Genomic DNA, 23,014 nt, shown 5'->3' on the forward strand with positions numbered 1-23,014 from the left:
TTCAGGGCGCGGCAGCCAACGATTGCGGCGAAAATACCTCGGTATCGGTCAATGCCTGCACCTCTACCCGGTGCGGGAAAATCTTCTTTTCCACAAACAAATCATCCACCTGCTGCAACGCCTGCACGTCCTGTTCCTCGACCGGCAACAGCGACTCATCACCCCATTTGCGCAGCAACTGTGAAACCTCCAGCGGAATATCGTTGACCTTGGCAAACACCCGCGCGTATTCCTCGGGGTTCTGCTGCGCCCACTCGAAGGCCTTGGCGAAACGCTGCAGGACGTCACTCAACGCCTTTCGCTTGAACGGGTCGGCCAGCACCTCATCGGAGGCGGTGATAAAGGTCAGGCCGGTGTTGATGCCCTCCCCGCTGATCAGCACCCGAGCGCCCTTTTGCTCGGCGAACGCCTGATACACCCCGAAGGTAGCCCAGGCTTCGATCTTGCCGGCATTGAACGCAGGCAACGCATCGGTGGGCAGGACGAAGCCGACGTTGACGTCCTTTTCATCCACGCCGGCATTCTCCAGGGCGCGGATCAACAGGTACTGGGAAATGCTGCCACGGGCGGACGAGACCACCACATTGCGGCCTTTGAGGTCTGCCACGCTGTGGATCGAGGAATCGGGCGGCACCAGGATCGCAATACTCCGTGCCTGGCTGCGACGCACGGCGACGATACGCAATGGCGTGCCCCCGGTCGCGGCCGCCAGCACCGGCGTATCACCCGCAGGGCCGAGGTCTACGGCGCCGGCGCGCAACGCTTCGAACAGCGGCGCGGCGCCCTGGAAGTTGGCCCACTGAACCTTGTAGTCGATGCCGTCCAGGGCGTGAGAGGCCTCCACCACGGTGCGCAAGCCCTTGGCCTGGTCACCGAGGATCAAGGTCACGCCGGACAACGCCGAAGCGGACTCAGGGGCTTCGGCGGCTTTGTCACAGCCGCCCATCACTAGCGCCGCTGCCAGCAGCAAAACCGTTCTGAACTCAACCATGGGCAAACCGCCGCACGCTGGCACTGGCGGGCTGTGCGGCCGGGGCGTCTACTTCCACGCCCAGCAGGCTCAGCAAGCGTGCACGAATCGCCTGGAAACCGTCCTGCCCGGTGTCCCGTGCGCGGGGCAGATCGATGCTCAGTTGCTCGGCAATCTTGCCGTCCGCCAGCACGATCACACGGTCGGCCAGCAGGATCGCTTCGTCGACGTCGTGGGTCACCAGCAACACGGCCGGCGTGTGTTTGCGCCAGAGTTCGATGATCAGGCGATGCATCTTGATGCGGGTCAGCGCATCCAGGGCGGCGAAGGGTTCGTCCAGCAACAGCAGCTTGGGCTCGCGCACCAGGCCACGGGCCAATGCCACACGCTGGGCCTCACCGCCAGACAGCGTTGCCGGGTATGCCTCCAGCCGATGGGCCAGCCCGACTTCCGTCAAGGCCTGCACCGCACGGGCCTTGGCGTCGGGCACCCGCAGGCCGAGGATCACGTTTTTCCAGGCGCGCTTCCACGGCATCAGCCGCGGCTCCTGGAACACCGCTGCCCGAGCCTTGGGCACGCGCAGTTGGCCGCTGTCGATACTGTCCAGGCCCGCGAGGCTGCGCAGCAAGGTGGTCTTGCCGGAACCGCTGGCGCCCAGCAGCGCGACAAACTCCCCGGGGGCGATGTCCAGGTCCAGGCCATCGATGACCCGCTGCTGGCCGAACTGGCGCACCACATTACGCAACTGCACCGGTGCTGCTGAAGCTTCGAGAGTCGACATGTCAGTTCCTCACAAACGATGGGCGCCAGGCCAGGGCAAAACGTTCCAGGGTGCGGATCAAGCCATCGATCAGCAGGCCCAGCACGCTGTAGATCAGCAGGCAGATCACGATCACGTCGGTGCGCATGAAGTCGCGCGCATCACTGGCCAGGTAGCCGATGCCGGCGGTGGTGTTGATTTGCTCGACGAACACCAGGGCCAGCCACGAGATGCCCAGGGAATAGCGCAGGCCGACAAAAAACGACGGCAACGAGCCCGGCAGGATCACATGCCAGATCAGCTCGCGACGATTGAGGCCAAGGGTGTTGGCGGCCTCGATCAATTTGGGGTCGATGTTGCGGATGCCGGCGAACAGATTGAGGTAAACGGGAAAGGTGGTGCCGGTGACAATCAGCGCGATCTTGGTGAACTCGCCGATACCGAACCAGAGGATGAACAACGGCACCAGCGCCAGGGACGGGATGGTACGCAGCATCTGCATCGGTGAGTCGAGGATCACCTCGCCACGCCTGGACAGCCCGGTGATCAGCGCCGCCACCACCCCGATACTCACACCGATGCTCAAGCCCAGCAGTGCCCGTTGCAGCGACACCAACAAGTGCTTGCCCAACTCGCCGGAGACGATCATTGCCCACAAGGTGCCGCCAATCTGCGACGGCGCGGCGATGACCCGCGCCGGGATAAAGCCCAGCTCGGAGGCCAGCTCCCACAGCAGCAGCAACACAATCGGGCTGACCAGGCGCAGCAGCACGTCGGGGGTGCGCCAGTTGCGCAGCCAGCGCGGAATCAACCGGGATGCAACCCCGGCGTGACCCTCGGCCTTGTCGACGGAAAACGAACTGGCGTTAAGGGACTTTTCAGTCATCGGGCTTCCTTCCTCATCAAGAACACGGCCAGGAGCGCCGCTGCGGTTTCATGCTATTCGCATAAAAAACCTCAGTGAAATTCTATTTGGGAATAACCTAATGCGATTAAAATGCGCATTACTGATATCTATATAAAAATATGATTCTGTATTTTTATAATTAGGATAGAACCAATCGGCATTTTACAGGCCCGGGCACTGCCCCTATTTTCGATACCAGCTTTATTCCTGCCCTCAACAAGGACTGACCATGAGCATCGAATTTATCGGCTATATCGGCGGCCACCACGCCTCGGAGATCCACCCTCGCAGCGGCCCGACCTTGCAACCCGACTACGTGGAAACCGTGGCCCGCGCCCACGAAGAGGCCGGCTTCGACCGCGCCCTGGTGGCCTTCCACTCCAACAGCCCGGACAGCACCTTGATCGCCGCCCACGCGGCCAGCGTGACCCGCAAATTGAAGTTCCTGATTGCCCATCGACCCGGGTTTGCCCAACCCACCCTCGCCGCCCGGCAATTCGCCACGCTGGATGTGTTCAACGGTGGGCGCACCGCCGTGCACATCATCACCGGCGGCGATGACCGTGAACTGCGGGCCGACGGCAGCCATATCGACAAGGACGAGCGCTATGCGCGCACCGACGAATACTTGAGCGTGGTGCGCCAGGAATGGACCAGTGAAAAACCCTTTGACCATCACGGCACTTACTACCAGTACGAGGGCGCGTTTTCCACGGTGAAGTCACCGCAGCAGCCGCATATTCCGCTGTATTTTGGCGGGTCTTCAGCAGCCGCCATTGCGGTGGCGGGCAAGCATGCGGATGTGTATGCGCTGTGGGGTGAGACCTACGAGCAGGTGAAGGAAGTGGTCTTTCAGGTGCGCGCTGAGGCAGCCAAACATGGGCGTACGGTTCGCTTCAGTTTGTCGTTGCGGCCGATCCTGGCGGAGACGGAAGCGCTGGCGTGGGAGCGTGCGGATCGCATCCTGGAGCAGGCGACGGCGTTGGCTGAGAAGAATGGGTTTGTGAGGCGGGAGCCGCCGAATGAGGGTCGCGTCGGTTGTTGGCGGCGGCGGCCCAGGGGTCGCGTCTGGATAAGCGGTTGTGGACCGGGATTGCCGGGTTGCTGGGGGCCCAGGGGAATTCGACGTCGCTGGTGGGCACGGCTGATCAGGTGGCTGAAGCCCTGCTCGACTACTACGACCTGGGTATCACGACCTTTTTGATTCGTGGGTTTGATCCGCTGAATGATGCGATCGACTATGGGAAGCGGCTGATTCCGCTGACTCGCCAGTTGGTGGCTGAACGGGAGCGGCAGGCGGCTGAAAAAGTCGCCTGACACCACCTGCGGGAGCTGCCCACGCAGCTCCAGCAGAGAAAATCGCTGATTGCATCCAACCCTCTCGCCACGCTAAAGTTGAGAATAATTATCAATCACTAGCTGGCACCTGCACTCCATGAACAACCGCAGCAGTTTCGAACAGGACGTCGAACACCTCTACCTTGAACACAGTGGGTGGTTGAAAAACTGGTTGCGCAAACGTCTGCACGAAACCGCCGATGCCGATGATCTTGCCCAGGACACGTTCGTGCGAATCATCGGTGCGCGGCGTCCGGTCAATGAGTTGCGCCAGCCCCTGGCCTACCTCGCCACCATCGCCAACAGCCTGCTGATCAACCGCTGGCGCCGCCAGGCCGTGGAACGCGCTTACCAACACGTGTTGGCCGAGCAACCACAAGCGCTGGAGATATCGCCGGAAGACAAATACCTGCTGATCGAAACCCTGGTGGAAGTCGATGAACTGCTGCACGGAATGCCCGCCGGCATGCGCGAAATCTTCCTGCTGTCGCAGCTCGACGGGCTGACCTACAAGCAGATCGGCAGCCAGTTGGGCCTGAGTGTCGACAAGGTGCAAAAGTCCATGAGCAAGGCATTCACGCTGTGCTACGCCAGCCAGTTCGAGTAAGCGCCGTGTCGGTTCAGGATATTCAAGAACACCCCATCCCCGAATCCGTGCGTGACCAGGCTGTCGCCTGGTTCACCCTGGCGCAATCGGGTGAAATCAGCCCGCAGCAGCAGGAACAGTTGCAACAGTGGCGCCAGGCCGATCCCCAACACGAACGCGCCTGGCAACGCTTCACTACCCTCACCCAACAGTTGCAACGGCGCAGCCAGCAACTGAGCACTCCGCTGACACGCCAGACCTTGCAACAGACCCGAACCCTGGAGCGTGATCGTCGCCAGGTGCTGAAAATCCTGTTGGGTGCCGGCTTGTTGGGCGGTACCGCCTGGCAGGCCAGCGACAGCTTTTGGGTTCAAAGCGCCTTGGCCGACTACCACACCGCCACCGGCGAACGCCGCCACCACACCCTGAGCGACGGCACACAAATCTGGCTTAACACCCGAACGCTGCTGGATGCGCAATACGATGCCCAGGAACGCCGCCTGACCCTGCGTCAAGGCGAAGTCGACATCCTCACCGCCAGCGACCCCGCCCGGCGCCCCTTGTTGGTGTACACGGCCGAAGCGCGCCTGCAACCGTTGGGCACGCGCTTCACTGTGCGCCGCGAAGACGATGGCCGCGGAACCCGGGTCGCCGTCAGCAGCGGCCGGGTCGCGGCGAGCCTCAAGGCAGGGGGCGAGGCGCTGGTGGTAGACGCCCACTCACAGGCCTGGATCAGCAGCACTCGCGTCTACCCGGCACAACCGGCCAGCCTGAACGAAACGGCATGGATCGACGGATTCATCGTGGCCGAACGCATGCGACTTGCGGATTTCGCGCAGGAGCTGACCCGCTATCTGCCCGGTATTTTGCGCTGTGAACCGGCAGTCGCGGACTTGCGACTGAGCGGCTCTTACCCGCTGAACAACCCTGGGCAGATCTTCGCAATGCTCGAACAAAGCCTGCCGGTGAAGGTACAACAGCGCACCCGTTATTGGGTCACCCTCACCACGCGATGAGCCTGTCGTGAAAATAAACTGAAAAAAGCGGCAGGTTTTTCATTCTCGTTTGGCTTATGGGCGAATCCCGCTCATTGCAGTGGCGGGAAAGCCCTCCTCCTGACTCCGGAAACCTGCCATGAACGACCGCTCCGCCCCTCGCCCACGCAGCAGCAATCATCGCTGTGCATCAACCCTCAGCCTGGTCCTGTTCAGCGGTGCGGTACTTGCGCAAAGCGTGCTAGCACCGGTCGCCCTGGCGCAAACGGCGGACAGGCAGATCCACTTCGCGGTCGGCGCAGGGCCGCTGGACCAGGTGCTGGGCCAGTTCGGATTGCAAGCATCCATTGCGGTTTCCGCCAACGCGAGCCTGACCGCCGGCAAAAACAGCCCGGGCCTCGAGGGTGCCTACACAGTAGCCCAAGGCTTTGCGCGGATTCTGGCGGGCAGCGGTTACACCGCCGCGCTGCAAACCAACGGCAGCTATGTACTGGTGCCCCAGGCCGAAAGCAAGGGTGCCCTGGAGCTCGGTGCCACCAATATCAATGCCACGGGGCTGGGTGCTACCACGGAAAATACCGGTTCCTACGCCACCGGCTCGATGCAGACCGCCACCAAGCTGCCGCTGTCGCTGCGTGAAACGCCGCAGTCGGTGACCGTCATCACCCGTCAACGCATGGACGACCAGGGCATGCGCAGCCTCGACGATGTGGTGCAAGCCACCCCAGGGCTGCGCATGTCCGCAGCACGGCCGGCCAACAGTGAGTATTTCTCCCGCGGTTTCCCCATCAACAACCTGATGTTCGACGGATTGCCCACCACTTACAACGCCGACTGGGTAGCCGCTGCCGACATGGCGCCCTACGACCACGTGGAAATCGTGCGCGGCGCCACCGGGCTGATGCAAGGTGCAGGCAACCCGTCCGCGGCCATCAACATGGTGCGCAAGCGACCGACGCGGGAGTTCCAGGCCAGCGTCACGGGCAGCGCCGGCAGTTGGGACAATTACCGCTCCGAGCTGGACGTGTCCGGCCCTCTCAACGACAGCGCCAGCGTGCGTGGACGGTTTGTCGGGGCGTATCAGGACAAGGACAGCTTCCAGGATTACGCCGGCCGCGAACGGGGGTGTTCTACGGCATCAGCGAGTTCGACCTGAGCGACAGCACCACCCTGACCCTGGGAGCGTCGGACCAGAACGATAACAACAACATCAACTGGGGTGGGTTACCGGTCAACAGCGACGGCAGCCATGCCAGTTTTTCCCGCTCCAAGACCTTTGGATACAGCTGGAGCCACCAGGACATCGACAACAAAACCGTATTTGCCGAGCTGGATCATCGTTTCGACAATGACTGGCGCCTGCACCTGGCCGCGTCAAAGAACTGGTCTGACTTCGCGCTGACCGGTGCCGTACTGGAACACTACGGCGCTTATCAGCAACGGGTGTTCAACCAGACCCGCAACTACGATCAGTCCACTTATGACGCATACGCCAGCGGGCCGTTCAGCCTGCTGGGGCGCCAGCATGAACTGGTGGTGGGTGCCAGCAAGCGCCAACTCAAGACCAGCGGCAAGGGCGGCAACATGTTCATTCCAGTGGCCGACATCATCAACTTCAACCCCCGCAGCGTACCCAAGCCCACTGTGCCGGACAGCTACGACCTGAATGAAAAAGTCGACCAGGAAGGTCTCTACATCACCACCCGCTGGAGCATCACCGACCCGCTGAAAGTCATCCTCGGCGCACGCCTGGACTGGTATGACACCACCTCGATCTACAACCAGATCAATGACGGTTACTACACCAACAGCCAGTACAAGGTCACCCGCAACCTGACGCGCTACGCGGGTGTGATCTATGAAGTGGATGAGCACCACTCGGTCTACGCCAGCTACACCGACATCTTCATGCCGCAAAGCGAGGTCGCCAACGACAACTCGGTAATCAAGCCGATCGAAGGCAAGAACTACGAAATAGGTATCAAGGGTGAATACTTCGGCGGCGCGCTCAATGCCAGTGCCGCGCTCTTCCAGATCGACCAGGAAAACCGCGCGGCCTTGCTCGACAACCAGTCCCAGTGCGCGCGCAGCAACGACGGTGTGTCCTGCTACGAAGCCGCCGGCAAGGTCCGCAGCCAGGGTATCGACCTGGAACTGATCGGCGCCCTGACCCCTGATTGGCAAGTAGGCGCCGGCTACACCTTCGCCCAGGCCAAGTACCGCAAGGACGCCGACCGCACCAAGGAAGGCCGTCTGTTCGACACCGACCTGCCACGCCACATGTTCAAGTTGAACACCGTGTACACCCTGCCAGGGGAGCTGAATCAGTGGCGTGTCGGCGCCAACCTGTATAGCCAGAGCAGCATGTTCAACAAGGGCAGCAACTCCAGTTTCGGCCCTTACCATATCGAACAGGAGGCCTATGCACTGGTGGGATTGATGGTGGCCTACAAGGTCAATCAACACCTCGATACCCGGCTGAACGTCAACAACCTGTTCGACAAAAAGTACTATCAGGGCATCGCCGGCAATAGCACCTGGAGTCCGTATGATGTGTATGGCGATCCGCGCAATTTCTCGGTGACCGCCAAGTACAGCTTCTGACCCGACCTGCGGTGAGAGAGCAGTCTCTCTCACCGCACCGATCAGTTCTTGTAGTCGGTATCGCTGCGCTCCAACTGCCGAATCAGCGCATTCCAGTGCCGCGCCACACCGGGCCCATCCCCGCTCTTGAACACCTCAGCCTGCTTCTCCACCTTGGCCACCACCTCGGCCGGCGGAAAGATCAACTCGGCATTCCCCCCGCCTGCGCCGCGATCTGGATATTGCACGCCCGCTCCAGCCCCTGCAGTTGCTGGAACGCATGTTCGACACTCACCCCCGCTGTCAGCAGCCCATGGTTACGCAGGATCATCACACTCTTATCCCCCAGGTCCGCCACCAGCCGCTCACGCTCGTCCAGGTCAAGGGCCACGCCTTCATACCCGTGATACGCCACGCGCCCGGAGAACCCGATGGAATGCTGGGAAATCGGCAACAACCCGTCCTTCTGCGCCGACACCGCAATACCGTCGCGAGTATGGGTATGCAGCACCGCTTGCAGGTCATGACGGGCCGCGTGGATGGCGCTGTGGATCACGTAGCCCGCGTAGTTGATACCCAGGCCGGTAGGGTCATCAACAATCGTACCGTCGATGTCCACCTTGACCAGATTGGAAGCGCTGATCTCATCGAACAACAGCCCATAGGCGTTGATCAGAAAATGCTCCTCAGGCCCCGGCACACGGGCGGAGAAGTGGGTGTAGATGTGGTCGGTCCACTTGTACAAGGCCGCCAGCCGATAGGCCGCCGCCAGCTTGACGCGCACCTCCCACTCTTCCGGGGTAACCCGCTGGCGGACGTTGTTCGAGACACTGGAGATCGAGGTGACGCTGCTCATGGCAAAACTTCCTGGATGGCCTTAAGGACTTCCAGGCAAGCCTAGGGGATGCCAAAAAATAATAAAAAGCACATTTTAATCTAAGCTAATTATTATTTTTTTTCATATCACGCCGCGTTCCGGATCTTGTGCAACGACGTCGCCACCAGCTTGCCAAAGGCATCCACCGGCCCTTGCAGGTTGCCGAGGAAGTGCGGGTAGATCAGCCACAGGTCCATCACTGGCTTGAAATCCTTCAGCGGCATGGCCGCCAATTGATCGCGATGGGCACTGCGTTCCAGCAGCGGGCGTGGCACCAGGCCAAGGCCCAGGCCGTCAGCCACCAGGCCCAGTTGCAGCTCGGTGCCAAAGGTCTCCAGGTTGACCCGCAAGGCCAGGCCCTGGTCCGACAGGGTGCGTTGCAACCCGGCGCGGAAGCCACAGCCATCCGGGTTGAGGATCCAGCCGCTCTGATACACATCGGCCAGCTTGCACGGCTTCTTCGGCAGCTGGGCCTTGGCGCAGACCACCACCAGTTCCATCTTGCCGATGGACTCGCCGACGATGTTGTCCGGGAAGATCTTGCCCGCCGGAAACAGCGCCGCCGCTGCGTCCAGTTCACCGCGCTCGATCTTGCCCACCAGTTGGCTACCCCAACCGGTGGCCACCTGGGCCCGCAGCTCGGGGTATTCGCTGCGCAGGTGCTTGAGGGCATCCAGCAGCACCACGTCGCCGATGGTTTGCGGCACGCCCAGGCGCAGCAGGCCGGTGGGCGGTGCGTCGGTGGCGACCAGTTCGCGCAGGGCGTCCATTTCCCGCAGGATCGAACGGCACTGTTCATACACCCGCGTACCGATCAAAGTAGGCTTGAGCGGCTTGGTGTTGCGGTCGAACAACTCCACCCCCAGCGCCTGCTCGAAGTTCTGCACGCGACGGGTGATCGCCGGCTGGGTCAGTTGCAACGACTCGGCGGCGTGGCTGATGGACTGGCAACGAATCACTTCGACAAAGGCATCGATATCGTCAATTTTCATTTGGGCCGCACATAGAGAACAGTCATTAAGATGTGTGAAAAGCATAGTTCCATAAACGGTGGCTGGATAGCCCGCCAGCCGATCGATAACGTCTAACGCTATTCAAACCGGTTCTAAATTACTTTCCGCTATAACCTAATCATTAAAAAATAGCATATTAACTATAAACATTATGCTTAGATAAACCCATCACCACGAACCACCCACGATGGAATTGTCATGACCCAGGCCCGACACCCGGAGAGACTCAGAGCATTCATTGGCGCCCTGGCGGAATTGATCGACGGTAACCCTCGCGAAGGTGACCTGCTGCACCGCGGCGGCAAGCTGCTGGCGCAACTGGTGAGCCACGATGACTGGCTGCCGGACGAATTTGCCCAACCCAACCCTGAGCGTTATCAACAATTTCTGCTGCACGCCGATTCGCGCCAGCGCTTCAGCATTGTCAGTTTTGTGTGGGGACCGGGGCAAACCACGCCGATCCATGACCATCGGGTGTGGGGGCTGATCGGCATGCTGCGCGGCGCCGAGTATTCCCAGGGGTTTGAGCGCAACGCCGAGGGCGCGTTGATCCCGGATGGAAAACCCATCCAGCTGGAACCCGGCCAGGTGGAAGCCGTGTCGCCAAAGATCGGTGACATCCATCAAGTCAGCAATGCCTTCGACGACCAAGGTGTCCATCAGCATTCACGTGTACGGCGCCAATATCGGTGCCGTGCGCCGTGCCGTGTATCAGCCGGACGGCAGCGAGAAACTGTTTATCTCCGGTTATTCCAACGCCTTTCTCCCGAACATCTGGGATTTGTCCAAAGAGAGCCCTGCCCTATGAGTACTGCATCGAACCGCACCTTCGCCCAGATTCGCCAGGCCCTGCTGGACCATGAAGAAGTCGCCCTCGTGGATGTGCGCGAGGAAGCGCCCTTCGCTGAATCCCACCCGCTGTTCGCCGCGAATATCCCGCTGTCTAAACTGGAGCTGGAGGTGTATTCGCGCATTCCGCGCCTGGACACCCACGTGACCGTGTACGACAACGGTGAAGGCCTGGCGCAGATCGCCGCCCAGCGTTTGGATGCCCTCGGCTACACCCGGGTCAGCCTGCTGGAAGGCGGCCTGGACGGTTGGCGCAACGCCGGCGGCGAATTGTTTATCGACGTCAACGTACCCAGCAAATCCTTCGGCGAGCTGGTGGAAAGCCAGCGCCACACGCCGTCCCTGGCGGCTGAAGAAGTGCAGGCATTGCTCGACAGCAACGCCGACGTGGTGGTGCTCGACGCCCGCCGCTTTGATGAATACCAGACCATGAGCATTCCCACCGGCATCAGCGTGCCGGGGGCTGAACTGGTGCTGCGCGCCCGTGAACTGGCACCCGACCCGGCCACCCGCATCATCGTCAATTGCGCCGGGCGCACCCGCAGCATCATCGGCACCCAGTCACTGATCAACGCCGGCATCGCCAACCCGGTGTCCGCCCTGCGCAACGGCACCATCGGCTGGACCCTGGCCGGGCAGACGCTGCAACACGGCCAGGCCCGACGCTTTGCGCCGACCTCAGAAGAACATCGCCAGATTGCCGCCAGGGACGCCCGCCAAGTCGCCGACAAGGCCCGCGTAGGCCGCGCCACCCTCGCCGATCTGCACCGCTGGCAGCAGGAAGCGACACGCACCACTTACCTGTTCGACGTACGCACCCCGGAAGAATTCGAAGCCGGCCACCTGCCCGGCGCGCGCTCTACACCCGGCGGCCAACTGGTACAGGAAACCGATCACGTCGCCAGCGTGCGTGGCGCCCGGCTGGTGCTGGCGGATGACGACGGTGTGCGGGCCAATATGTCCGCCTCCTGGCTCGCGCAACTGGGCTGGGAAGTGCATGTGCTGGATGACCTGCAACCCGCGCACTTCAGCGAACAGGGTGCCTGGGTCGCGCCCGTTCCGGCACCGCAACAGGCCGAACTGATCAGCCCCCGGACCCTGGCCGAGTGGCAGGCACACGGCGACACCGCGGTGCTGGACTTCACCAGCAGCGCCAATTACGTCAAGCGCCACATTCCCGGTGCGTGGTGGGCGTTGCGCGCACAACTGCCCGACGCCTTGCGCAACGTACCCGCCGCCGAACGCTACGTGTTGACCTGCGGCAGCAGCCAACTGGCGCGCCTCGCGGTAGCCGAAGTGGAAGCACTGACCGGCAAGCAAGTGTTCCTGCTGCAGGACGGCACCGCCAGCTGGATCGCCGCACAACTGCCCCTGGAAGAAGGCGAAACCCGCCTCGCCTCGCCCCGCATCGACCGCTACCGCCGCCCGTATGAAGGCACCGACAACCCGCGGGAAGCCATGCAGGCCTACCTCGACTGGGAGTTCGGCCTGGTGGACCAACTTGCCCGCGACGGTACCCATGGGTTCTATGTGATCTGAACCCCACCTGGAGCGAGCCTGCTCGCTCCTCTTCCCATTACCAGCCGACCCCTTCTCCAGGCGGAGGTGACTGAACGCAAGACTTAGCCTGGAGCACGCCCGATGCGCTTTACCCTCGCCCTATTACTGGCCGCCCTCACCCTGGGTGCGACCTGCCAGGCCGCCGACCTGCAACCCCTGCGGGTGGCCAACCAGAAATCCACCATCAAGGCCCTGCTGGAAGTCGCTGGCGAAACCCGGGATGTGCCCTACGAAATCCAGTGGTCCGAATTCCCCGCCGCCGCGCCGTTGGGCGAAGCACTCAACGCCGGCGCCGTGGACATCGGCGCCCTGGGGGATGCGCCTTATGTGTTCGCCCTCGGTGCCGGTGCACCGTTGAAGGTGGTCAGCATCATCCACGCCGAAGGCCGCAACACCACCGCGCTCATCGTGCCCAAGAACTCCCCGATCCACGACCTCGCCGACCTCAAGGGCAAGCGCATCGTGACCACCCGTGGCTCCATCGGGCACTTCCTGGCGATCAAGGCGTTGCGCAGCGCCGGCCTGTCTACCCACGACGTGCAGTTCATCTTCCTGCTGCCCAGCGAGTCACGCCTGGTACTGGACAACGGGACAGCGGATGCCTGGTCCACCTGGGATCCCTACACCACCGTCGTCACCTCCCAAAGCCAGGCCAGGGTCCTTGCCAGCGGCAACAACCTGCTGAGCAATCACCTGTACCTCGCCGCCACCAGCAAGGCGATCGCCGACAAGCGCGTGCAACTGGATGACTTTGTCGCCCGGGTCGACCGTGCCTACCGCTGGAGCAACGAGCATCCGCAGGAATTCGCCGCGGCCATGGCGAAAATCACCGGCTTGCCGCTGGAGGTGCACGTGGCCGTCGCCAACGCCACCCACATGCAGCCGGTCGCGATTGACGACACGGTGATCAGCGGCCTGCAAACCACCGCCGACATCTACCAGGAAGAAGGCCTGCTGACCAAACACATCGACGTCTCCCAAGGCTTCGACAAGAGCTTCAACGCCAAGCGTGCCCCCTCACCCAAGCTTCCCGCTAACAGGAGATCGATCATGAGCAAACGCCAACTGAAACTCGGTGCCATGGTGCACGGCGTCGGTCACGGCTGGGGCGAATGGCGCCACCCGCAGGCGCAACCCAATGCCAGCGTCAACTTCGGGTTCTACAAACACCAGACGCAACTGGCTGAAAGCGCGAAGTTCGATTTCGTGTTCATCGCCGACAGCCTGCATATCCATGAAAAATCCAGCCCGCACTACCTCAACCGCTTTGAGCCACTGACCATTCTTTCAGCCCTGGCGGCCCTGACCTCGAATATCGGCCTGGTGGCGACCGTCACCGTCAGCTACACCGAACCGTTCCAGGTGGCGCGCCAGTTCGCCTCGCTGGACCACATCAGCGGCGGCCGCGCCGGCTGGAACGTGGTCACCTCGTGGCTCAGCGGCACCGCCGACAATTTCGGCAAGGCCGAGCACCCGCCCCATGCCGTGCGCTACCGCATCGCCAAGGAGCACGTAAACGTGGTCAGGGGCCTGTGGGATTCCTGGGAAGACGATGCCTTCGCCTACGACAAGCAGAGCGGCGAGTTCTTCACGCCCGGCAAGCTGCACGCGCTGAAGCACAAAGGCGAGTTTTTCTCGGTCAAGGGCCCGCTGAACATCGCCCGCTCGCGCCAGGGCCAACCGGTGATTTTCCAGGCCGGCACCTCCGAGGACGGGCGCAATTTTGCGGCCGAAAACAGCGACGCGATTTTCGTCCACGCCGAGACCTTCGACGAGGCAAAAGCCTACGCCCAGGACCTGAAAAAACGCGCCCGGCGTTTTGGCCGTGCCCCTGATCAGTTGTCGATCCTGCCGGGCATCCGGCCGATTGTGGGCCGCGACGAGGCCGAGGTGGAAAGCCGCTATCAGCAAGCGGTGGACCTGGTAACCGTCGAGGATGCCATCGTCGCCCTGGGCCGGCCGTTCAACGACCACGACTTCAGCCAGTACCCGCTGGACGAACCCTTCCCGGAACTCGGCGACCTGGGTTCCAACAGCCAGAAAGGCGGCTCCGACCGCATCAAGCAACTGGCCCGCGACGAGGGCCTGACCCTGCGGGAAGTGGCCCTGCGGTTCTCCCGGCCCAAGCGGGATTTTGTCGGCACCCCGGAGCAAGTCGCCGACGCGATCCAGACCTGGTTCGAAGCCGGCGCTGCCGACGGGTTCATCATCAATTCACTGCTGCCGGATGGCCTCCAGTACTTCACCGAGCTGGTGGTGCCGGTGCTGCAACAGCGCGGCCTGTTCCGCAGTGAATACAGCGGCGTCACCCTGCGCGACAACCTGGGCCTCGACGTACCGGCCAACCGCTACAGCGCCGCCTTTGAAACCCAACCCACACAGCTCGCCATCTGACCAGGGCACGACCATGACGAACACGATCAAACAGGGACAGTTCAATCGTCGCGGCTTCCTGGGCGCCAGTTCGATTGCCCTGGGCGCACTGGGCCTCGCCTCGCTGGTGCCACGGGCTTTTGCGGGGCCGGCGAAGCTCTCGGACCTGACCCTCGCCGTCGCCACCTACCGTGGCCAGGACTCATATTTCACCGACGACGCCGGCACCTCCGACACCCCCTACAAGGTCGACTACGCCGAGTTTGCCGGCGGCAACCTGATCGTCGAAGCGCTGGCCTCGGGCAGCCTCGACATTGGCGGCATGAGCGAGATCCCGCCGATCTTTTCGATCCAGAGCCACCGCGAACCGAAGCTGATCGCGGTGCTGCAAGGCGACGTGAATAACCAGGTGATCCTGATTCCCAAGGACTCGAAAATTGAATCCATCGCCCAGCTCAAAGGAAAACGTGTGGGCTACGTGCGCTCCACCACGTCCCACTACTTCTTGATCAAAGCCTTGAAGGAACAAGGGCTGACGTTCAACGACATCACCCCCGTGGCACTGACGCCGCAGGATGGTTTCAGTGCGTTCCAGAGCGGCCAGCTGGACGCCTGGGTGATCTACGGGGTGTTTATCCAACTGGCGAAATTCCGCAGCGGTGCCCGGGTGTTGAAAACCGCCCTCGGCTACCTCTCCGGCAACTACCTGATCGGCGCCCGCCCCGCTGCCCTGGAAGACCCGCTGCGCAAACAGGCGATCCAGGATTACCTGCAACGCCAGGCGCGCACCCTGGAATGGATGAACAACAACCCCGAGCCCTGGGCCGAGAAATCAGCGAAGTTGCTGGGGGTGGATAAAGCGGTGTTCCTCGACGTTTACAACAACCGCAGCCAGCCCTACAGCGTGATTGAGGTGAACGACCAGGCCATCGCTTCGCAGCAGGAAGTGGCGGATCTGTTCTTTAACGCCGGGGTGTTGAGCGAGCGGCTGGATGTCAGCCCGTTATGGGATCGGCAGTTCAAGCTGCTGCCGATATAACCCGCCTTCGAAAACGCCGAATAACCCATGTGGGGGCGGGTTTGCTGTGGTGAGGGGGCTTGTCTCCCGATTGATGGGGCTGCTTCGCAGCCCAGCGCGGGGCAAGCCCGCTCACCACAACAAGCCCGATCACCACAACAGGCCCGCTCACCACAGCAAGCCCGCTCCCACATTTTGAACGAGTACACCCATCATGAGCCTTTCTTCTCAACCGTCACTGCGCTCCGTGGAAGTGGCCAATTTCGAAGCCTTGCTGGAACGCCTCGGCAGCCAGCTCGCCGCCACCGCCCACCTTTACGATGAAAGCGGCGCGTTCCCCCATGACAATTTCACGCTGCTGCACCAGCACGGACTGGTCGCCCTGACCGTGCCCAAGGCGCTGGGCGGTGGTGGCGCCAACCTGGCCCAGGCGCGCAAAACCATCAGCGCCATCGCCAAGGGCGAACCCTCCACCGCGTTGATCCTGGTGATGCAGTACCTGCAACACACCCGCCTGCAAGACAGCAAAACCTGGCCGCCGGCCTTGCGCACCCAAGTGGCCGAAGACGCGGTGCGCAATGGCGCGCTGATCAACGCCCTGCGGGTCGAACCCGACCTCGGCACCCCGGCCCGTGGCGGGCTGCCGGCGACGATCGCACGGCGTACCTCCGCCGGTTGGCGCATCAGCGGTCGCAAGATCTACTCCACCGGCAGCCATGGCCTGACGTGGCTCAGCGTGTGGGCGCGCAGCAGCGATGAAGACCCGCTGGTAGGCGCCTGGCTGGTGCACAAGGACAGCCCCGGCATCAGCATTGTCGAGACCTGGGACCACCTGGGCATGCGCGCCACCTGCAGCCACGAAGTGGTGTTCGATAACGTGCTGGTGCCGTTGGACCATGCGGTCAGCGTCAGCCCCTGGAGCGCGCCGCAGGCGGAACTCGACGGTGACGGGTTCCTGTGGATGTCGGTGTTGCTCTCATCGGTGTACGACGCCGTGGCCCAGGCCGCGCGCGACTGGCTGGTGGACTGGCTGGAACAGCGCAAACCGTCCAACCTCGGTGCGGCGCTGTCGACCTTGCCGCGCTTTCAGGAGACCGTCGGGCATATCGACACCCTGCTGTTTGCCAACCGCAGCCTGCTGGACGCCGCCGCCGACGGGCACACCCCGGCAGCCAATGCCGCGCAAATCAAATGCCTGGTGACCGGCAACGCAATCCGCGCCGTGGAGCTGGCCATCGAGGCCTCCGGCAATCCTGGCTTGTCCCGCCACAGCCCGCTGCAACGGCATTACCGCGACGTACTCTGCAGCCGCGTGCACACCCCGCAGAACGACGCCGTGCTGCAAGGTGTCGGCAAAGCTGTCTTCGCTCAACGACAGAAGGAACGCACATGAGCCAGGTGATTATCGCCAGCCAGCTGGACGAAGATTTCAACGCAGTGATCCGCGAGCGCCTGGCCCTCACGCACCCCGGTGCCGAGGTCATCGGTGTACCCGCCGGGGTGCCCAGCGACCTGCCGCCCCAGGCCAATATCCTGCTGGCGCGGCCGATCAATGTGCGTGGCTACACCGCGCCAGACGCCCCGCCACCGGGCTGGCCGTATGGCGTGCAGTGGATTCAGGTGGTGTCGTCGGGCATCGATTTCTACCCCAAGTGGCTGTTCAACGGGCCGCCGGTGAGCACCTCACGGGGCAGCGCCGCCGAGAACCTCGCCGAGTTTGCCCTGGCGGCGATCTTCGCCGCGGCCAAGCATTTACCGGATATCTGGGTGCAGGATTCGCAATGGCAATTCACCGCGTTGCGCCCGCTCAAGGGCACGACGCTGGGAATTCTCGGGTTTGGCGCGATTGGCCGCAGCCTGGCGCAGAAGGCTCATGGGCTGGGGATCAAGGTCGTGGCGTTGCGACAAAGCCAGACGCCGTTTGACGTAGACGGCGTGGAAGCGGCGCGGGATATCCACGACCTGTTCGCTCGCGCTGATCACCTGGTGCTCGCCGCGCCGTTGACCGAGGCCACGCGGCATATCGTGAATCGTGAAGTGCTGGCGAGTGCCAGGCCGGGGTTGCACCTGATCAACATTGCCCGGGGTGGTTTGGTGGATCATGAGGCGCTGCTGGAAGCGCTGGACAGCGGCCATATCGGGCTGGCTTCGCTGGATGTGACCGAGCCCGAGCCATTGCCCGACGGGCATGCGCTGTACGGGCATCCGAGGGTCAGGGTGTCGCCGCATACGTCGGCGATTTCGACCCATAGCCGGCATGATATTGCGGACAGCTTTCTGGGCAATCTGGAAAGGTACCTGGGTGATCTGCCGCTGGAAAACCTGGCCGATACCCAACGCGGTTACTAAGCCCGGCGCGATTAAAAATGTGGGAGCTGGCTTGCTGTGGTGAGGGGGCTTGTCCCCTGTCGGGTTCACTACAGATTGGTGGGGCTGCTTCGCAGCCCAGCGCGGGCAAGCCCGCTCACCACAGCAAGCCAGCTCCCACATTTGTTTTCTGTTGGCTGAAAAACATCATCAGCCTTACGCATCACAACCTAACCACTACATACCTATTTTTTATAATTAACTTATAACTAATCGGACTTTTACGCCCGGCATTTATACAAATACTGTTACATCCAATACCGACCCCTGACCAGGTGGAGGCCCGACTTTGCCTAAACCGTCAACCACCTCAGGGGTCCATCATGAGTCCTACCGCCGTACCCAATCGCCTGACACTGGCCGTCTCCCTCGCCCTGTTCGGCCTCACTGCCCATGCCGACGACACCGCCCTGCCGGTGGTCAACGTCACCGCCGAGCACCGCAGCGAAGACCTGCAAAAACCCCGCTGGCGATTTCCGCGTTCGATGAAAAAGCCCTCGAAGACAAGCAGATGAACAGCGTGCGCGACCTCTCGGGCCAGGTACCCAACCTGACACTCAGCCGCCAGTCGATCTCCTACAGCGCCCAGACCTATGGCATCCGCGGCATCGGCGAAACCGACCCGATCCAGGAAGCCGCCGTCGCCGTCTACGCCGATGACCTGTACATCCCCCGCGCCATTTCCTCGATGCTCGACTTCAACGATGTGGAGCGGGTCGAAGTGTTGCGCGGCCCACAGGGCACGCTGTATGGCCGTAACAGCAGCGCCGGCGCGATCCGTGTGATCACCCGCGACCCCAGCCAGGAAACCCGTGGCTTTGTCGAGCTGGGCGCCGGCAACTACGACGCGCAGAACGCACGCCTGCTGATCAGTGGGCCGCTGGTGGACAACGCATTGTTCGGCAGTTTCTCGGCGATTCGCCTGAGCCGCGACGGCACCGTGTCCGACCCGACCCGTGGCAAGGACGTGAACAACGTCGACATCCAGTCTTATCGCGGCAAGCTGCGCTACAAGCCGGTGGATTCGCCCTGGGATGTGCAACTGACCCTGGCCGGCACCTTCGACCGTGGCGACACCACCAGCTACACGCCCTTCGACGCCAACGGGCATTTCGACAAGTTCAAGAGCTACAGCAGCCTCGACCCGAAAAACCGCCTGGACCAGGGCAGCTCGGTGTTGCGGGCGATCTATGCGATCAATGACAACCTGAATTTCAAGTCGGTGACCGCCTATTCGGCGTTCCACCAACCGGTGGATTACGACAACTCAGGGCAAGCCGCGCTGATCCAGAACAACCTGATCCTGTACAAGCAGAACTATGCGACCCAGGAGTTCCAGCTCAACGGCGACTACGACGATTTCAGCTTCAGCACCGGCGTGTACCTGTACCGCGAGAAGTTCGACGCCGACCGCGACAACCTCACCTACTCCATCGCCCGCAACCGGGTGATCGGCCAGGGCCAATACAGCACCACCAACACCGAAAGCTACGCACTGTATGGCCAGGGCACCTACAAGCTCACGCCACAACTGTCGCTGATCGCCGGCCTGCGCTTTACCCGCGAGCACAAGAATTTCGACTTTACCAACTACGCGATCAACACCAACCGGGAAATCACCGGCACCAACTTCACCGCCGAGTCGAGCAAATCCTGGCAATCCACCAGCCCGAAAATCGGCTTCGAATACGCCTGGACCCCGCACCTGAACCAGTACGCCTACGTCGCCAAAGGCTTCAAGGCCGGCGGTTACGACAACCGCGCACCGACCCAGGCCGCCGCCGAACAGGCGTTCTCCCCGGAAGACGTGACCACCTGGGAAACCGGGGTCAAGGGCGACTTCTTCGACCAGCGCCTGCGGGCCAACGTCGCGGTGTTCTACAACGACTACAAGGACCTGCAAACCAACGCCTATGACCCGGCGCTGGGCGTGAGCCTGCGCACCAACGTTGGCCGCGCCCACACCTACGGCGTGGAGCTGGAAACCCTCACCGCCCTGAGCCGCGACCTGCAATTGACCGCCAACGTCGGCTACCTGCAAAGCAAGTACGACGACTTCCAGAACGCCAGCGGTGCCGGGGTGGATGCCAACGGCAAGCAACTGGTGTTCTCGCCGCGCTGGAACGCCAGCCTGGGCCTGAACTACACCATTCCTGCCGGGTTGCCCGGCACCTGGCTGGCGGGCACCGATGCGCAGTTCCAGACCAAGTCCTATGCCAACGCGCTGAACGACGACATCCAGGAAATCCCGCAACAGACCTTCTGGAACGCCAACACCCGCTACATCAGCGGCGACGGTCACTGGACCACCACCCTCGCGGTGAAAAACCTGCTGGACCGCGCCTACCCGCAGTCGGTGGGCTACGTGCCCTCAAGCGGCGCCCGCTACTACTCGGTCAACGACCCGCGAACCCTGTTGCTGACCGTGCGCTACGACCTCTGACGCTACCCCTCCAAAAGCACCGCTATCTCAAGGAGCGAATCATGGCTTTTACCCGCAGGGAACTGATTTCCCGTATTGCCGCCGTGGGCGGTTATTCCGCCGCTGTCAGCGCACTGGGCGCACTGGGGCTGACGCCTCAGGCAGTGGCATCGAGCTTTACCCCGCTGCAATTGGGCAGCACCGGCAAGGGCAAGAACGTGGTGGTGGTCGGCGCCGGGATCTCCGGGCTGGTCAGCGCCTACGAGCTGCGCAAGGCCGGTTTCAACGTGACGATCCTGGAGGCCCGCGACCGGGTGGGCGGGCGCAACTGGACGCTGCGCCGTGGCACCAAAGTCGACTTCGACGACGGTGTCAGCCAGACCGTCGACTTTGACGCCGGGCAGTTTTTCAATGCCGGCCCGGCGCGGATTCCCAGCCACCACCAGACGATTCTCGGCTACTGCCGCGAGCTGGGGGTGGAGCTGCAAGTGCTGGTCAACAGCAGCCGCAACGCCCTGGCCCGCCCCGATACCCAGCAACCAGCGTTTCAACTGCGCCAGGCGGTCAACGACACCCGTGGCCAGCTCTCGGAACTGCTGGCCCGTACCGTCAGCCGCAAGGCCCTGGACCAGGACCTGAGCGTGGACGACCGCAAGGCCCTGCTGAGTTTCCTCAAGGTGTACGGCGACCTCAACGGCGACCTGCAATACAAGGGCTCGGTGCGTTCCGGCTACACCCGGGTGCCCGGTGCCGGTGATCAAACCGGCGTGACCCGCGCCCCGCTGGAGCTGCAAACCCTGCTCAATCCCAATCTGTGGGGCGCGCTGGTGTTCGACGAAATACCGGAGTTTTCCTCCACCATGTTCCAGCCGGTGGGTGGCATGGACCGCATTCCGTATGCCTTCTACGAGCACCTCAAGGATGCGGTGCGCTTCAACGCTGAAGTCAGTGATATCCAGACCTCAGAGCAAGGCAGCCGCATCAGCTACCGCGACCGCCTCAGCGGCAAGACCCAGACCCTGAGCGCCGACTACGCCATCGTCACCGTGCCGTTGCCACTGCTGGCCAAGCTGCCGAGCAACTTCACCGCGCCGTTCAAGCAGGCGATCCAGACCGCGCAAAGCGACCAGGCCAACAAGGTGGCGTGGCAGGCACCGCGTTTCTGGGAAACCGACTTCAACATCTACGGCGGCCTGTCGTACCTCGACCATGAAGTCAAAGGGTTGTGGTACCCCAGCGACCGTCTCAACAGCGCCCAGGGGATTCTGGTGGCGGCCTACAACACCAGCGAGTCGGCCCAGGCTTTCAGCAAAAAATCCCTGGCCGAACAGTTCGCTTCTTCACGCCAGGCGGTGGAGCTGTTGCACCCCGGCCACAGCGCCAAACTGCAAAAACCGGTGGCGATCAACTGGTCGAAAGTCAGCTACAGCAAGGGCCCGTGGATCGTCAACGACGAGGTTGGCGAGAGTGCCTATCGCCTGCTCAACGAGCCCCAGGGCCGTACTTACCTGGCCAGCGACGCCCTCGCCCACGGCGGTGTCGGCATCTGGCAGAACAGCGCCGCCGACTCCGCACGGCGCATCGTCTCGCTGATCGGCCGCCATGCCGAACGCCAGCAACCGGGCGTTGCCGCCTGAACCTTCTCACTCAAGGAATGAACTGATGAAAACTCTTTTTGCAGGACTGCTGATGACCGCCACCACCCTCGCCGCCCACGCCGATGAGATCAAGCGCGTGCCGCTGCCCAACTCGAACTTCCCGATCTCGCTGGCGGTGTCGGTGCCACCGCAAACCGAGCTGCTGTTTGTCAGTGGATTGCTGGCTGATGTGCACGACCCCAAGGCACCGAAAGACTCGTTTGCGGCCTATGGCGACACGGCGATCCAGACCACGTCGATCCTCAACAAGCTCAAGGGCGTACTGCAAAGCCAGGGTCTGGATCTGGGGGATGTGGTGCAGTTGCGGGTGTTCCTGGTAGGTGATCCGGCCAAGGGCGGCAAGCTGGACTTCGCCGGTTTGCAGGAAGGCTACACGCCGTTCTTCGGCAGTGCCGAGCAACCGAAAAAGCCGGCGCGCACTGCCGTGCAAGTCGTCGCGTTGCCGTTGCCCGGCGGGCTGGTAGAAATCGAAGCGGTTGCCGCGCGCAAACGCTGATCCCCCGGGCATCGCAAATAACCTGTTCGGCTTGGGTATCTCTGTGGCGAGGTGCTTTCTGTGGTGAGGGGGCTTGTCCCCGTTGGGCTGCGAAGCAGCCCCAAACCAGGCGCCCACGTTTGCCTGGTAGAACTCGGTGCGCTTATTGGGGCCGCTTCGCAGCCCAACGGGGACAAGCCCCCTCGCCACAGGACAAGCCCTCTCCTTCCACAGGGCAAGCAACATCTGAGACCAAGGAGCTT

Annotated in this window: 13 protein-coding genes and 6 pseudogenes; 14 read left to right on the top strand and 5 right to left on the bottom strand. The window is 62.4% G+C overall.

Going from position 1 to position 23,014, the window contains the following annotated elements; genetic code table 11:
- Nucleotide 1: 1 nt before the first annotated feature.
- From JFV30_RS15645 to JFV30_RS15655, 3 genes are read right to left on the bottom strand one after another with little or no spacing between them, the layout of a single operon-like run.
- Nucleotides 2–991 carry an ABC transporter substrate-binding protein gene (locus tag JFV30_RS15645; protein WP_201124536.1) on the bottom strand — a complete coding sequence of 330 codons (990 nt, stop codon included), beginning with the start codon at nucleotides 989–991 and terminating at the stop codon, nucleotides 2–4.
- On the bottom strand, nucleotides 984–1,751 hold the full coding sequence (locus JFV30_RS15650; protein WP_010171938.1) for an ABC transporter ATP-binding protein: 768 nt from the start codon (nucleotides 1,749–1,751) through the stop codon (nucleotides 984–986). Before JFV30_RS15650 ends, JFV30_RS15645 begins: the two co-directional genes overlap by 8 nt.
- Nucleotide 1,752: 1 nt before the next feature.
- Nucleotides 1,753–2,616 (bottom strand): ABC transporter permease, encoded by an 864-nt coding sequence (locus JFV30_RS15655; protein WP_201124537.1) that lies wholly within the window; start codon nucleotides 2,614–2,616, stop codon nucleotides 1,753–1,755.
- Between the two features lie 250 nt (nucleotides 2,617–2,866).
- Between JFV30_RS15655 and JFV30_RS15660 the strand changes: the two are divergent.
- From JFV30_RS15660 to JFV30_RS33675, 4 genes and pseudogenes are all read left to right on the top strand, one after another.
- A pseudogene (locus tag JFV30_RS15660) lies at nucleotides 2,867–3,954 on the top strand (LLM class flavin-dependent oxidoreductase).
- Between the two features lie 118 nt (nucleotides 3,955–4,072).
- Nucleotides 4,073–4,582: a sigma-70 family RNA polymerase sigma factor gene (locus JFV30_RS15665; protein WP_010171944.1), complete on the top strand. Its 510-nt coding sequence runs from the start codon at nucleotides 4,073–4,075 to the stop codon at nucleotides 4,580–4,582.
- Nucleotides 4,583–4,587: 5 nt separating this feature from the next.
- Nucleotides 4,588–5,577 (top strand): FecR domain-containing protein, encoded by a 990-nt coding sequence (locus JFV30_RS33520; protein WP_342215121.1) that lies wholly within the window; start codon nucleotides 4,588–4,590, stop codon nucleotides 5,575–5,577.
- Between the two features lie 118 nt (nucleotides 5,578–5,695).
- Nucleotides 5,696–8,160, top strand: a pseudogene (locus JFV30_RS33675) (TonB-dependent siderophore receptor).
- A gap of 41 nt (nucleotides 8,161–8,201) precedes the next feature.
- Here the strand turns inward: JFV30_RS33675 and JFV30_RS15680 are convergent.
- Together JFV30_RS15680 and JFV30_RS15685 are read right to left on the bottom strand one after the other, a co-directional pair.
- Nucleotides 8,202–8,995: pseudogene (locus tag JFV30_RS15680) on the bottom strand (class II aldolase/adducin family protein).
- A 107-nt stretch (nucleotides 8,996–9,102) separates the two neighbouring features.
- Nucleotides 9,103–10,008, bottom strand: a complete 906-nt coding sequence (locus tag JFV30_RS15685) for a LysR family transcriptional regulator (protein WP_010171952.1) — start codon at nucleotides 10,006–10,008, stop codon at nucleotides 9,103–9,105.
- A gap of 219 nt (nucleotides 10,009–10,227) precedes the next feature.
- Between JFV30_RS15685 and JFV30_RS15690 the strand changes: the two are divergent.
- The 10 genes and pseudogenes from JFV30_RS15690 (at nucleotide 10,228) to JFV30_RS15735 (ending at nucleotide 22,772) form a co-directional block, all read left to right on the top strand.
- A pseudogene (locus tag JFV30_RS15690) lies at nucleotides 10,228–10,837 on the top strand (cysteine dioxygenase).
- On the top strand, nucleotides 10,834–12,417 hold the full coding sequence (locus JFV30_RS15695; RefSeq protein WP_201124538.1) for a rhodanese homology domain-containing protein: 1,584 nt from the start codon (nucleotides 10,834–10,836) through the stop codon (nucleotides 12,415–12,417). The pseudogene JFV30_RS15690 and the gene JFV30_RS15695 overlap by 4 nt, the downstream one beginning before the upstream one ends.
- A 102-nt stretch (nucleotides 12,418–12,519) precedes the next feature.
- Nucleotides 12,520–13,475: pseudogene (locus JFV30_RS15700) on the top strand (ABC transporter substrate-binding protein).
- Between the two features lie 13 nt (nucleotides 13,476–13,488).
- Complete coding sequence (locus tag JFV30_RS15705; protein WP_201126206.1) at nucleotides 13,489–14,832, top strand: LLM class flavin-dependent oxidoreductase; 1,344 nt, start codon at nucleotides 13,489–13,491, stop codon at nucleotides 14,830–14,832.
- Between the two features lie 13 nt (nucleotides 14,833–14,845).
- Entirely contained in the window at nucleotides 14,846–15,850 is a 1,005-nt protein-coding gene (locus tag JFV30_RS15710; RefSeq protein WP_010171963.1) for an ABC transporter substrate-binding protein, read from the top strand.
- A gap of 193 nt (nucleotides 15,851–16,043) precedes the next feature.
- A complete protein-coding gene (locus tag JFV30_RS15715) occupies nucleotides 16,044–17,222 on the top strand; it encodes an acyl-CoA dehydrogenase family protein (protein WP_201124539.1) in 1,179 nt (392 codons plus the stop codon).
- A complete protein-coding gene (locus JFV30_RS15720) occupies nucleotides 17,219–18,178 on the top strand; it encodes a D-isomer specific 2-hydroxyacid dehydrogenase family protein (RefSeq protein ID WP_201124540.1) in 960 nt (319 codons plus the stop codon). Before JFV30_RS15715 ends, JFV30_RS15720 begins: the two co-directional genes overlap by 4 nt.
- Before the next feature lie 341 nt (nucleotides 18,179–18,519).
- Nucleotides 18,520–20,639 (top strand): annotated as a pseudogene (locus tag JFV30_RS15725) (TonB-dependent receptor).
- A 41-nt stretch (nucleotides 20,640–20,680) separates the two neighbouring features.
- Nucleotides 20,681–22,255: a flavin monoamine oxidase family protein gene (locus JFV30_RS15730; RefSeq protein ID WP_201124541.1), complete on the top strand. Its 1,575-nt coding sequence runs from the start codon at nucleotides 20,681–20,683 to the stop codon at nucleotides 22,253–22,255.
- A 25-nt stretch (nucleotides 22,256–22,280) separates the two neighbouring features.
- Entirely contained in the window at nucleotides 22,281–22,772 is a 492-nt protein-coding gene (locus JFV30_RS15735; RefSeq protein ID WP_201124542.1) for a RidA family protein, read from the top strand.
- Nucleotides 22,773–23,014: the final 242 nt, after the last annotated feature.

The sequence above is a fragment of the Pseudomonas sp. TH32 genome, assembly GCF_016650855.1.
Lineage (GTDB): Bacteria > Pseudomonadota > Gammaproteobacteria > Pseudomonadales > Pseudomonadaceae > Aquipseudomonas.

Excerpts from the sequence above, each read along its gene's own strand:
- JFV30_RS15655 (WP_201124537.1), bottom strand. The coding sequence starts at position 2,616 with ATGACTGAAAAGTCCCTTAACGCCAGTTCGTTTTCCGTCGACAAGGCC.
- JFV30_RS15695 (WP_201124538.1), top strand. The coding sequence starts at position 10,834 with ATGAGTACTGCATCGAACCGCACCTTCGCCCAGATTCGCCAGGCCCTG.
- JFV30_RS15730 (WP_201124541.1), top strand. The coding sequence starts at position 20,681 with ATGGCTTTTACCCGCAGGGAACTGATTTCCCGTATTGCCGCCGTGGGC.
- JFV30_RS15650 (WP_010171938.1), bottom strand. The coding sequence starts at position 1,751 with ATGTCGACTCTCGAAGCTTCAGCAGCACCGGTGCAGTTGCGTAATGTG.
- JFV30_RS15715 (WP_201124539.1), top strand. The coding sequence starts at position 16,044 with ATGAGCCTTTCTTCTCAACCGTCACTGCGCTCCGTGGAAGTGGCCAAT.
- JFV30_RS15665 (WP_010171944.1), top strand. The coding sequence starts at position 4,073 with ATGAACAACCGCAGCAGTTTCGAACAGGACGTCGAACACCTCTACCTT.
- JFV30_RS15735 (WP_201124542.1), top strand. The coding sequence starts at position 22,281 with ATGAAAACTCTTTTTGCAGGACTGCTGATGACCGCCACCACCCTCGCC.
- JFV30_RS15645 (WP_201124536.1), bottom strand. The coding sequence starts at position 991 with ATGGTTGAGTTCAGAACGGTTTTGCTGCTGGCAGCGGCGCTAGTGATG.
- JFV30_RS15710 (WP_010171963.1), top strand. The coding sequence starts at position 14,846 with ATGACGAACACGATCAAACAGGGACAGTTCAATCGTCGCGGCTTCCTG.
- JFV30_RS15720 (WP_201124540.1), top strand. The coding sequence starts at position 17,219 with ATGAGCCAGGTGATTATCGCCAGCCAGCTGGACGAAGATTTCAACGCA.
- JFV30_RS15705 (WP_201126206.1), top strand. The coding sequence starts at position 13,489 with ATGAGCAAACGCCAACTGAAACTCGGTGCCATGGTGCACGGCGTCGGT.
- JFV30_RS15685 (WP_010171952.1), bottom strand. The coding sequence starts at position 10,008 with ATGAAAATTGACGATATCGATGCCTTTGTCGAAGTGATTCGTTGCCAG.